This window comes from Anisomitus miae (SeqCode), assembly GCF_054906395.1.
Map to the genome: position 1 here is coordinate 1 of NZ_JBRACL010000002.1, position 13,464 is coordinate 13,464.

The 13,464-nt window shown below is 25.7% G+C and carries 10 protein-coding genes and 1 tRNA gene; 9 read left to right on the forward strand and 2 right to left on the reverse strand.

Annotated elements, in window-relative coordinates:
* Positions 1-331: 331 nt before the first annotated feature.
* Positions 332-2,002, forward strand: a complete 1,671-nt coding sequence (locus AALI31_RS00450) for an nSTAND3 domain-containing NTPase (protein WP_489884558.1) — start codon at positions 332-334, stop codon at positions 2,000-2,002.
* 108 nt (positions 2,003-2,110) lie between these two features.
* Positions 2,111-2,272: a hypothetical protein gene (locus tag AALI31_RS00455; protein ID WP_489884559.1), complete on the forward strand. Its 162-nt coding sequence runs from the start codon at positions 2,111-2,113 to the stop codon at positions 2,270-2,272.
* 50 nt (positions 2,273-2,322) lie between these two features.
* Here AALI31_RS00455 and AALI31_RS00460 read toward each other — a convergent pair whose 3' ends face one another.
* Complete coding sequence (locus tag AALI31_RS00460; RefSeq protein WP_489884560.1) at positions 2,323-3,624, reverse strand: DNA recombination protein RmuC; 1,302 nt, start codon at positions 3,622-3,624, stop codon at positions 2,323-2,325.
* A gap of 71 nt (positions 3,625-3,695) precedes the next feature.
* Between AALI31_RS00460 and polA the strand changes: the two genes are divergently transcribed.
* The 5 genes from polA (at position 3,696) to AALI31_RS00485 (ending at position 8,536) form a co-directional block, all read left to right on the forward strand.
* Entirely contained in the window at positions 3,696-6,281 is a 2,586-nt protein-coding gene (polA, locus tag AALI31_RS00465; protein WP_489884561.1) for a DNA polymerase I, read from the forward strand.
* Positions 6,282-6,298: 17 nt separating this feature from the next.
* The gene (gene coaE / locus AALI31_RS00470) at positions 6,299-6,892 is read left to right on the forward strand and encodes a dephospho-CoA kinase (protein WP_489884562.1); all 594 of its coding nucleotides are present in this window, start codon (positions 6,299-6,301) and stop codon (positions 6,890-6,892) included.
* Between the two features lie 24 nt (positions 6,893-6,916).
* On the forward strand, positions 6,917-7,537 hold the full coding sequence (locus AALI31_RS00475; RefSeq protein ID WP_489884563.1) for a lytic transglycosylase domain-containing protein: 621 nt from the start codon (positions 6,917-6,919) through the stop codon (positions 7,535-7,537).
* Positions 7,507-7,593 (forward strand) — tRNA-Leu (locus AALI31_RS00480). The genes AALI31_RS00475 and AALI31_RS00480 overlap by 31 nt, the downstream gene beginning before the upstream one ends.
* Positions 7,594-7,729: 136 nt before the next feature.
* The gene (locus AALI31_RS00485) at positions 7,730-8,536 is read left to right on the forward strand and encodes a class I mannose-6-phosphate isomerase (RefSeq protein ID WP_489884564.1); all 807 of its coding nucleotides are present in this window, start codon (positions 7,730-7,732) and stop codon (positions 8,534-8,536) included.
* Between the two features lie 48 nt (positions 8,537-8,584).
* Here AALI31_RS00485 and AALI31_RS00490 read toward each other — a convergent pair whose 3' ends face one another.
* Positions 8,585-8,908, reverse strand: a complete 324-nt coding sequence (locus AALI31_RS00490) for a hypothetical protein (protein WP_489884565.1) — start codon at positions 8,906-8,908, stop codon at positions 8,585-8,587.
* Between the two features lie 244 nt (positions 8,909-9,152).
* Here AALI31_RS00490 and AALI31_RS00495 point away from each other — a divergent pair, with 244 nt between their 5' ends.
* Positions 9,153-10,517, forward strand: a complete 1,365-nt coding sequence (locus AALI31_RS00495) for a hypothetical protein (RefSeq protein ID WP_489884566.1) — start codon at positions 9,153-9,155, stop codon at positions 10,515-10,517.
* A complete protein-coding gene (locus tag AALI31_RS00500) occupies positions 10,517-13,243 on the forward strand; it encodes a hypothetical protein (RefSeq protein WP_489884567.1) in 2,727 nt (908 codons plus the stop codon). Before AALI31_RS00495 ends, AALI31_RS00500 begins: the two co-directional genes overlap by 1 nt.
* Positions 13,244-13,464 lie beyond the last annotated feature (221 nt).

A 13,464-nucleotide genomic window follows, 5' to 3' on the forward strand; every position in this document is an offset into this window, starting at 1 on the left:
ATTTATAAATACTTATTATAGAATTTAGAAATTTTATTTAGGCTAAATTGGTACATGTAATATGTGTATATTACTTTGAGATTAGGTTAGATTTTATGAGGAATTGATATTGATAGTTGGTTTAAACATTCAGAAAATAGAATGGATAAAGGGGTATGATATACTTTTTTTACAATGAAAACAGTTCCATGTATCTCTCTAGGTTTTTTACAGTGTTTCTAACTAATTTGGAAAAGTAATTTAAAATAATAGTATTATATTAGATTATTTTAATAAAAAGTCTTAAGGTAATAGCTTTTATATAGTGATAATAGAGGTATTTTTATTTTTTATGATTAAGTTTGATATGAGTGAAGAAATAATTTTAAGTATGAAAGTGGGAGTTATTGGGGATAGTCCTTTTAAGAACAGTCAACTATTACGGATTTTTTTAGATAAAATATATGATAAAAATTTTTTAATAATAAGCGGAGCATCTTCCATATTGAAGGAAAGTATATGTTTTAAAATTATAAGAGAGATCTTATACGATAAGTACGAACGTATAGACGATTTAAATGTGTTTAAGGTAAGATGTATTGATGAGTTAGAAGTAATTTATTCAGATGATAGATTTCAAATATTTTATTTAGATGATTTTTTTGGTGAAATTAGTTTAGATTTATTGAAATTCAAAAACTACATAAATAAAATTATATGTTCGAAAAATAAGGTGTTAATTGCAAGTGTGAGAGATTTACCTAATTCTTATAAATTTTTTCAGGGGTTTAGTGGAAATTATGTTAATTTACGTGATTTTAAGGAAGACATTTTGAATAGAGAAATTGATAATTTTGATTTAAATTACGAAGAGTTAGAATGTATGTATTCGAAACTTTTTTATATAGATAAATTTATATTATTTTCAGTGTGTATCGATAATTTAGATAATGTGAGTGTTTGGATAAAGATCACAAAAAATTATTTTTTAGGTAAGAGAATACTTAGAGAAGACATGGATTTTGATGACCTTATTGTTGCTTCATTTAAAAAACTTGAGAATAAATTTATCCATATGAGAATGGATGGAAGATTTTATTTAAAAGATAATTTAGTTCATGAGTTTTTAATGAGTAAGATTAAGATAGAGTCTGACATAATTAAAGATTTGATTACAAATATATATTCTATTGACATTTTAGAGCGATTTGTATGTGTTTTGAAGGATATGAGAGTTAAACTAAATTATAGTCGTGATGAGTACATTAATGGTTTTAAGTCTAGACTTTTTGATCTTGTGTGTGTGGAGAATTCTAAAAATTTAGTTGGTACTTTGAAACTTAGTTTAGATTTGTTTGATATTTTGGGAATTTTCGATTTTGATGTAATAGGTGATCTTAATAATAGGATAATATACTCAAATATGGATTTGGATAAAGCTTTGGAGTATGTTTGTTTTATTAAAGACTTTGAGGATATTTTGATTAAAGACGGAGTATTTGAGGATAAGATTAAAAATCTTATTTATGGGTATTCTCCATATAGGGATGTCGAGTTTTATAATTATAATTTTAGGTATTTTTTGTTTGTAGATCAAATTTGTGGTTTATATCCTATAATGGAAGATGAAAATATTTTAGATATAAAAAATAATTTTTATAAATTGGTTGACTTGATTTTTAACAATGTGAATTTTTGTTTTACATTAGAGTATTTTAATTTGAGTACAGATATGAAAAGTGCTCTAATTGACTTGAAAGTTATTATTAAAAGATTTAATGTTAGGGTTATTTTTTCAAAAGATATTGATAAGGTTTTAGCTGATATAACTTATAGCTTTTTAGAATTATTAAATGATGCGGTTAATTTTAAAATGGAGAATAAAAACCATTATTACGTTCTTAGATATTTCAAAAATGAAATAGAGATGAATAAGGATTTTTTAGAGTTTGTTTTTGAAGATGTAAATTTAGATTTTATGATTGAGAAAATTAAAGAAAATATTTATAGTTTTCGGTCATGAAAAAACAAATTTTTTAAAATTACTGTAGTAGAATTATTTTTAAGATATTATTGATGAAATGATTATGTTATATTCTTGTAAATGATTTTAATTTTAAGGGGTGTCCAAGTGAACAATAATGACATAGTGAATAATATTGATGTCGTGATAAGAAGTATCAATTGTTATGATTGTAAAAATAGAGGTGAAGATAATGAATGTAAAATATATGGAGAAATCCCGAACAGTATATTGAGGGAGCTTGAAGAGTGCTCGTTTTTTCATAGTTAATCTGTCACATGAGAAGACATGAGTTCGAAAACTAGAACTCATGTTAAATCTTAATCATATGGTAATGACTCTATGTTTTTAAGTTTATTTTGAATGTTCTTTGTTTTTACATTTGATAAAGAATTCAAATCATTAGCTGCTTGTTCTAGTTTGTCTTTTGTTTTTTTCAATATGTTTGCGAAACTTGTAAATTCTTTTTTTATTTCTCCTAATATTCTCCAGACATCACTTGAGTGTTTTTCTATAGATATCGTTTTAAATGCTAAACTTAAACTGTTTAATAGTGCGTAAAGAGTTGTAGGACCTGTTATTATTATTTTATACTCTCTTTGAATAAATTCCATTAATTGAATTCTTTTTGATACTTCAGAGTACAAACTTTCTATTGGAAGAAACATTATTGCAAAGTCCGTTGTTGTAATTGTATCTATGTATTTGTTGTTTATTTGTTTTGCAAAATTTTTAATAGATAGTTCAAAAATTTTAGAGAACTTTAAAATATTATCTTTATCAGATTTCTCATAAGCATCAACTAGATTTGTGTAGCTTTCCATTGGAAATTTTGAATCAATTGGTAGTAGTAACTCGTTATTTGAATTTTTGCTGGGTATCTTAAGAGCAAATTCTATTCTATCAGTTGAATTGGGTTTAGTTACAACATTTTTGTAATATTGATTTTCTGCAAGAGTTTGTGAAAGTATATTTTCAAGTTGATATTCGCCCATTATTCCTCTAGTTTTTACATTTGAGAGAATTTTTTTTAGATCATTTACTGATACAGCTAAATTATTCATCTCTCCAATTCCCTTGTGGACAAATTCGAGTCGTTTACTGACAAATTCAAAAGATTTCGATATTCTATTTTCCAGCGTTTTTTGAAGTTTTTCGTCAACTGTGTCGCGCATTACATCAAGTTTTTTTCCAGTTGATATTATAAGTTTGTTTTGAGTTTCATTAATAGATTTCAGTTGTTTTTCTAAGGAAATAGATATTTTCTCAAAAGAGTTTGATAATTCATCTCTATTCATTTTTGCATCAATGTTAAATTGATTTTTCAATAAATTTACAGAAGAGTTTAGATTTGTGCCCAGTTCATTTAAACGGTTATTTATAATATCTATCAAAGTTAAGGTTTGATTTTTAAGTTCATCTCTTAAATTTTTTTCAGTCAAGAAGAAGTGGTCAGTTATCTTTGACTCAATCTTCAATAACAGATTTTCTATATTGATTAGTTTATTTTCGTTAGAAGTGAGTTCCTGAATCTTAAAGAGATATTCCCTAAAACACAAAATTAAAAATATATTTAGTAAAATCGTTATAATTATTCCCGATATTATGAAAAAATTTATCATATATAAACCCCCTTTTATAAATTGAATTTAAATAGTACAATTTCTAATTAATATTTTCATGAGGTTATGGTATGGAAAAAATTTTAATAATAGATAGCAATAGTCTTTTGAATAGGGCTTTTTATGCTATTCCCTTTTTGACAACGTCAAAAGGTGTACATACAAACGGAATACTTGGATATTTAACCATGTTTTTTAAAGTTCAGGATGAATTTAATGCAAAATATATAATAGCTACATTTGATAAAAAGGCTAAGACATTTAGACATTTAGAGTATGAGGATTATAAGGCTGGCAGATACTCGATGCCTCAAGAACTTGTAGAGCAATTATATCCATTGAAGCAAATGCTTAAAGCTATGAACATAAACATATTTGAACTAGATGGGTTTGAAGCAGATGATTTAATAGGTACGCTATCTAGGATTTTTGAAGAAAAAGGATTTGAACCAATTATAGTAACTGGAGATAGGGATGCTCTTCAGCTTTGTTCTGATATAACAAAAGTAATTATAACAAAAAAAGGTATATCAGATAAAGAAATTTATGATACTAATAAAATAATGGAAGTATATGGTGTGACTCCAAATGAACTTATCGATGTTAAGGCTATAATGGGGGATAAATCGGATAATATACCTGGTGTATTTGGTATTGGAGAAAAAGGTGCCATTAATTTAATAAAACAATACAGATCATTAGAAAATGTATATAGTAACATAGATTGTATGCGCGATAGCAAGATAAAGAAAAGTTTAATAGAACATATGGATATGGCGTTTCTTTCCAAGAAATTGAGTAAAATAAATAGATATGTTCCTATTGAGTTTGATTTTTCAAAATTAAGTTTTTATAGTGACTTCGATGTTGAGAAGGTTAGTAAGCTTTATATGGAGTATGAATTAAAATCTCTACTAAATAGAATTAATTTCAAGGTTCTCGATAATACCTTGAATAGAGATATTGAAATAAATATTATAGATAGTGCTGAGAATTTGAATGAGTTGGTTGAAAGGATGGATAATGCCAACACTATATATTTGAAGTGTAATCTGAAAGGTCAAAAAGTATCTGAAATATATTTTGAAAATATATATTTAAATTTTGATAATGTAAGTTACTTGATCGATGGATATATAATAAAGGAAAATTTTGATTTGATATCTAAAATATTTTCCTCAAATGTAAAGAAAGTATGTTTTAATTCTAAAGTTATATATAAAGTTATGTTTAAATATGGGAAAGAAGTTAATAATGTGTGTTTTGATATTTCTCTTGCTGAGTATTTATTGAATCCTGGGAAAGAATTTAATGTTGTTAGCTTGTGCAATAAATATTTACAGGTTAGTTTAAGTGAAAGTGATGAGGATATTGGAATTCATTATTTTAATGAAATATATAAAACTTTGATGGACAAGATAGTTGAAAATAATATGGAAAATCTATACTTTGAAATAGAGCACCCCTTATCATTGGTTTTAGCAAAGATTGAATTACAAGGATTTAATGTTTGTATAGACACTATGAACCATTTGCGAGATAAATTTAAATTAAAGATAGACGAATATTCAAAAAATATATATAACTTGGCAGGAGAAGAATTCAATATAAATTCGCCAAAGCAACTAGGGAAAATTTTATTTGAAAAGCTTGATTTGCCTGTAATTAAGAAAACGAAAACAGGTTATTCAACTAATGCTGATGTATTGGATGAATTAATCGATAAACATGATATTATAAAAGAGATTATAAATTATAGACATATAACTAAATTACAGTCTACATATATAACTGGAATGATTGACATGATTGATTCAGATGGTAAAATTCATACATCTTTTAATCAAACTATAACTTCGACTGGGAGATTATCAAGTACAGATCCTAATCTCCAAAATATTCCTATTAAGTATCCTTTGGGTAGGGAAATTAGAAAAATTTTTATACCTGATAATGGAGACTGCGTGATTTTAAGTGCGGATTATTCACAGATTGAACTTAGAGTTCTTGCCCATATATCTAAAGACAAGCAAATGATAGATGCTTTTAAAAATAACTTAGATATACATAAAATAACGGCATCTGAAATTTTTTATGTTGACGAAGATGAAGTGACTCCCGAAATGAGAAACAGATGTAAAGCAGTGAACTTTGGTATAGTCTATGGAATGAGTGATTTTGCACTTGCACAAGATTTAAAAATATCTAAAAAAGAAGCTAAGGAGTACATTGATAGATATTTTAACAGATATAAGGGAGTAAAGTCATATATGGAAGATGTAATTGACTTTTCAAAAGAGTATGGATACGTAAAAACTATATTCAATAGAATAAGAAACATAAATGAAATTAGGTCACCTAATAAGATATTAAGGTCTTTGGGAGAAAGGTTGGCTATGAACACTCCTATACAAGGGAGTGCGGCGGATATAATAAAGTTAGCTATGATAAAAGTGTATAGAAAATTAGAAGAAAAAGGTCTGAAGTCTACGATAATACTACAAGTTCATGATGAGTTAGTACTAAATGTTTATAAAGATGAAATAGATGTAGTTTCCGATATAGTCAGGGATGAGATGGAGACTTGTTATGATGAGATGTTAGTTCCATTGTGTGTTAATATAGCGTATGGAGAAAGTTGGTTTGAAGCTAAGTAGTATTTTGGAGGATATTTTTGAAAAAAATTGGATTAACTGGTGGTATAGCATCAGGAAAGAGTACTTGTGTAGATATTTTAATTGAAAGAAACTTTAAAGTTATTGATTCGGATAAAATTGTAAAGGATATATTATCCAAGGATGTAGAAGTTCTTGAGTATATTAGAGAGGAATTCGGAGAAAAATTTGTACGAGATGGAAGACTCATAAATGAAGAATTTGGAAGGTATATATTTTCTAATGCTGTGCCTAGAAAGAAGTATGAAGGTTTTATAATGCCCAAAATACTTCAAAGGATTGATGAAAGTTTTTTAACTCACGAAATGAGAGGTGAAAAATTATGTATATTGGATGCTCCGATATTAATTGAAAAAGGTTTACATAAGCATATGGATTATGTGGTAGTGGTTTGGATAAGTAGAGAAGAACAGTTAAGAAGGCTTATAAGTCGAGATAATATGGATAAAAAAAGTGCTATAGATAGAATAAATTCTCAGATAGATATAAATTTGAAGAAAGGATTTGCAGATTTTATAATTGATAATTCGGGAGGAAGAGAGTATTTGATAAAACAGATAGAACACTTATGCTTATTTTTAAAAACATTGTAAAATAAATTGGGTGGTTCAGATGTAATGGGTAAATTAAAGGTAATTATTTTAATAGTGGTTTTTATTGTTGTTACTTTTTTCTTCTCTGGTAATATTTTGAAGATATTATGTCCCCTGAAGTTTTATAATTACATAGAAAAATATTCTTCAATTTATGATTTGGATAAGTATTTAGTTATGGCCATTATAAAAGTTGAAAGTAATTTTAATGAAAATGCAACCTCCAGGAAGGATGCTAGGGGGTTAATGCAAATAACGCCGTCAACTGGTGATTGGATTGCTGAACAAATGAATTTAATAGAATTTTCTCATGATAAGCTCTATGATCCTGAACAAAATATACTCATGGGGTGTTGGTATTTGGATAACCTAAGAAAAGAATTTCATGATAATTATTTACTAATATTGTCCGCTTATAATGCCGGTAGGGGCAATGTTAATAAATGGCTTAAAAACGAGGAATTTTCTAAGACCGGAGAAAGTTTGGATTACATACCTTTCAAGGAAACAGAAATTTATGTTAAAAAGATTAGTCTAAATTATAATATATATAAAACAATGTATAAAGGTAAACTGGTTGACAATTTCATGAATTATAAATATAATGGGAGTATGCAGGTATGCTGGAATTGGCAGACAGGCTAGATTGAGGGTCTAGTGTAATTGTTTACGTAAGGGTTCGAGTCCCTTTATCTGCACCATGGTTTTGCACTAATTTTGATATTTAGATATCTTTATTAGTGTTTTTTGTGTTGATTTACTAAATTAAACTCGAAGAGTCGTTAATTTTAAGTTGTTAATACAATATTTCATGTTTGGCAGGAGGGGTTTTAATTTATGAACAGTATAATAAAACTTAAATCTATAAAGATGGACAAAGTTTGGGGTTATGAAAAATGGATTTTATCAACGCATAAAAGTGGAATTTCTTATGTATATGGAGAGCAAAAAAATTTAAGGGAATATTTAGGGAAAGATGTACCAATAATTATAAAGGAGATAAAGACAAATGATTTTTTGTCTGTTCAGGTGCATCCATCAGATGATTATGCTAGAAAATATGAAAATGATAATGGGAAAACTGAGTGTTGGTATATATTGGATGTTGAGGAAAATGCTAGTTTAATATGTGGGATTGATCCGAGTTTAAGTAAGAAGGAGTTTTCAGATATTGTAAGAAGTGGAAATGTAGAAAAAAGTTTAAAGCAAATATCGGTTAATAAAGGAGATATGATATATATACCTTCTGGTGTCGTACACGCTATAGGAAAAGGGATAAAGTTACTAGAAATTCAACAATGTAGTGATATAACTTATAGAATTTGTGATTGGGGAAGAGGAAGGGAACTTAATGTTGAGAAGGCATTAGATGTTATAAATTTTAGTCGATATGATTGTGGAGGAAAAATTGAAAATTTTAAAATACTTGAAACTCCATATTTTACAGTTGAAAAAATTAGAATTAGAAGTACAATTAAAGATAAATGTTTAAGTACTTTCAATGTTTATTTTTGCATTGATGGTAGTGGAAGTATATTTTGTAGAGATTACAAATTGAATATATATAAAAATGATACTGTATATATTGATAATGGTACAGATTATTTAATGCAGGGAAATTTAGATTTAATAAAAATATATTGATTAAATTTGGGTATAAAAAATCACCTATACTTTGCTATAGGTGATTTTTTATATTTTCAAGTTCTTTATACAAAGCTCATTCACAGGAAAACTACTACTAAAAATAAATTTTATATTCACAAAGGTTTTATCTGAACATGGATTCAGATTAATAGAATAATCAACAATATTCTGCGATAAAAAAGATGAAATATCATCGATATGTTTGTTTCTAAGTTGCGTGCACAGATTATCAAAGTCACGTAAATTTTCATAATTCGAATTACTAGAAATTTGTAAAAGATCATCTATAACTTCTTTTAATACCACTGTTAGTCTTGGTTTAGAAATGTTAAGTAATTCTAAAGATGAAAGAATTTTATGTTTGATCATGAATATTTCTCCTAAATAAATAATATGAAAGTAAATTCATTATGTAATAAACGACAAATAAATTATACATTTAAGTTATAGACTTGTACAGTAATTTAAAATAATTTAATTTTTTAGTATAAAAAAGGAAAATAATATAAAATTTTACAATTATATGTAAAAAAAAAAAAAACTGTTGATAATTTATATATTAAATTTGTATAATATACAGGAATTTTCGAAGATATTTTAGGGAGAATTTTTAATGGAAAGTATGGAGATGTGTATAAGAGATAATCTGAATAAACAAATTAATGAAAGTGTTAAGGAAAAATTGAAGTATATAAAATTTTATGATATTGATAAATTTTATATTCGTAAAGATTGTAAAATATCACTTTATGAAAAGTGTTCTAATTTAAAATATATTCTTGGATTCAAAGAGGAAAGTTTAGAATTTTTAGAGAAAATTAAATTTGCCTTAAGGGAATTAGATCTGAATAAATTGGTATATCTATGTGATACATATGAGTTTAGATTTTTTAAAGTTTTTGATTATATAATTGAGATTGGAATTATAGATAATACAAATTTTAGAGAGATATGGGTGCTCTTTAAAAGTTTAATTAAGGTTTGTAGAACAATAAATGGTCTGAATTTATCTATATTTGTTCTTAATATTTTGGATAAGAATATACTGAGTGAATTAAATACATTAGGTTTGTACGAGGATTTGAATCACATTGAAGTGCTTGGGTTTTTGTATAAAAATGAGACTTGCTGTAGTAATAATTTATACTTTAATTTATTTAAAAATTCTTATAAAAAATTTGATATTAAAATGTTGGATAAATTAAATAAATTTGAAAAATTTAATAGTAAAGCATTCATTGTTCATTTCTACTTATCAAGTATTGATAATATAGACTTTGAGTATTTTAATATTACTGATTTTAAAATATTAATAGAGTATTTAATTAATTTCGAAAAGTCTCTAAATAAGTTGAGTAATAAATTTTTACATGAAGATAAAATATGTGAATTTACAAAGATGTATAAGGATTTGAATTTTTTTGTAAATCATTTAAAAAATGTTGTAGACGAAAAAAAACTTATTGAAAACAGTTATGATATTAAATTTATTTGTCTATATCTTGAATCTTTCAGTAGCTTTAGAGATTTTTACTTGAATGAAAAAATATTAAATTTTATTTTTAATAAACTAGTCGAATTTATTGAGGACAGAAATTTTAAGGATATTTATAACATTATAGGTATATATAACAATATTGATATTAATATTTCTCAGAATTTAATACCATTAATCGTTAAAAATTATTCATCATGTGATTTTTGTGAGTATATTATTAGGAAGTTTAGAAACTATAAGTATTTTTATGAAATTTTGAATGAAATTGAGAAAAATGTTTATTTAACTAAAGTTTTAGAAAAAATTGAATTCAGAGTTTTGTTATTAAGGAGTTTAAGTTGTTTTTACGCTAAAAATACCTATAACATGGTCGGTATTAACTTTTTGAAGATTCTCATGGAAGATAAAAGTTTATATATCGAAAATATTGATTATATAAATTTTATAGCTCAGAAAATTCTAGAGAGGAGAAACTATTGATGGCATATATAGGATATTCTGATTTTACGAGTTTGTTTACCAAATTATTGGTCAATGAATTTGGGAATGATTATGAAGGAGATAGCTATCTGCTTTATTTAGAGAATATATATAAATATTTAAATGAAGAGATAGACGAGTATAAATTTCTTAGATTTTTAGATAATACTAAGTTTTGTATATTTGAATTGGAACATCTATTGAAGCATATTGACAATGCAATAAGGGCGGATATAAATTATAAGCAAAAATTGAATGAGGTCCTTCATAGTAATATTCAAATTAATTCCAGTAGTAATAGAAATATAGCGCTCAAAAGTATTTCTATACTATTTGATGATTTTATGGATGTCTACAATATTAACATATTTAATTATGATGAATTCTATATATCCGTTTTTGGTATTTTTGTAAATTTATGTCAAGATAAATTTATGAAATTTATTGTTGATGTTATTGGACGTAGTAGAGTAACATCCGATGGTTTTTATTTTATTATAAAATTTTTAAGAGATATGATAGATTTTAAACATTTAATAAAGTATGTTAAAGAGTTTGTAATTTATAGTCAGGAATATTTGGAAAATGACAAAAGTTATACTGAACATATATCTGTATTAATGGTTTTGGTATTTAGATTAGATCAGACTCTGTTAGAGATAGTTAATAACTTACAGATTAAGGACAAGGATTTCGTATTTGCAACTCTTAAATTATTTGGTAGCTATTGTAAAGAGTATAACACATTATTTATTGAACAAATTGATGATAAAAATAAAAAATTTATAGAGAACTTAGATGTAATATATGCTCTTTTAACATATCTGACCGATGTTATAATTAATGAAGAAGAATGTAATATAATTCTGAACGTTTATTATCAAATCGTGTCGGATTATTCAGAGTATGATATTATTAAAAAGGTAACTGGAATAATTAAGTACTTGGTATCACCTATATTTGAACCTGAACACGTCAAGCAAATGGTTTTATCTAATAATTTTAACAAGATTATCAGTTCTCTAAGTTTCTGTTTCATTTCCAAAATAAATTATGTAGATCTATTTTTGCACAGATGTAGAAAATATGGATTCAATTTAGAAATATGTACTTACATATTAAGATTGATATTAAATGAAGATATCGATAACAAAAAAAGATATTTATCTTATTTTCTTAGTATCCCGAATATATTGATAGACTTGAAGTTGGGTAACGATAACGATTTAGTTTATACTTATCTGATACGGATTGCAAATGATTTAATGATTCATGGTAATTCTGCTGATGAGTTGAGCAAGATTGTAGAATTTTTAAGGGTTGATTTAAATCACAGTTGTTATTATCAATTTTATCAATTAATAAGGAGAATTATTATAGATATCGATTCTTATGATACTTACATATTTGAGGGTAAGTCATTTTATGAAAGTGTTATACATGGTGAAAAAAGTGTATGTAATGAATCCTTGATAAGAGAGTATTTTTTTGCAAGATATATGGCTACATCTGACAGTGATTCTGCAATTGAAAATGAAAAAAAACAACTTTCGAGAAGTATACGTAGTTACTTTGGTAGCAATATGGATCCATCATATAGAAATAATTATTACAAGATCCTTTTAACTGGTAAATATTTTGACATTTATAAGTTTGATCTATTAAATGAAATAAAGGAGTTTAATATAAGTAAAGTTTTATTAGAGCAGGAGTGTGATTTTTTAATTTATAATTCGCCTCACATGGAAGGTATGAAATTGGGGTTGTTGTTTTCAATCGAATTAAATACATCTGATTATAATGAAGTATATAGATGTAGTGTATTAAAGTTAACTTGCGGAGATATTTTTCAAAAATTAAATGATATTTATAATTTTGTGGATGAGGATTATGTACTATTATCACATGAATCGTATATTTTTGTAGCAAAATGGACCATAAATAAATTACATACACAGGAAAATACATTTAATAATAGTACGGGCGATATAAGGAATATTGTATTTCGGTGTGTGGATGAATATGATAAAGGATTAAATTTATATTGGTTTGTTTACATACTTGTATTTTCTGATTATTCGGATGAAGATGATGTGTATAATAATGTAAATGTTATGACATTAAAATTAAGAGTGATTATAGAATTGATAAGAGAAGATAGGGATGGAGAAATATTAAATGATCAATACATATACGTGATATTTAAAAAATGTATGGAATCTTATGTTAAATCTTTTGTTTCGTTTACTCAGTTTGAAATTTTAGATGAAATTTATAGTCTGTTGGGGAACAAATTTTTGATATTTGATAAAAAGATAGAGTATAAAGAAATTGAATTTGATGAGAATGAATCGATGATTCTGAATAATGAGTGTTTTAAAAACAAGTATAAGGATATATTAAAACATATAAATAAAACGTTAAAGGGTTCTAATGCCGATGAATATTATGACAGTATATTTGCAAATCAAGATTTAAATACACTTGTTAACATTTTAAGTAATGAGAAAAAATTTTATAATGTTATTGTAGAGTTATTTTATAAATATATAAACGCAGTGGATACTTCAAGTCTTAGACAAATATTGAGTAAAAGTATTAAAAATCCTTTTGTTGCAAAGGTATTTGTGAAGTTGTTGGCTGAATATCCTGACGTAATGAAAAAAACTATTGAAGATGGTAAAAAATTAGAAATGTATAAAGTAATATTAAGATGTGTAGTTTAATGCTATAAATGATATTGGACTAAATAAATTATGCATAATTTATTTAGTTCTCAAATTAGATATAAAATATGTTGACTTATGTTTTATATTTTGATATCATAGTTAAGTAAACTTTGTGAATGAGTATAGTAGATCATTGACAATTGAATAGGTAATGGAAGAGTCGACGTTAATTTTGAGAGTAAGAGAGAAGGATAAGAGTTTGATCCTGGCTCAGGACG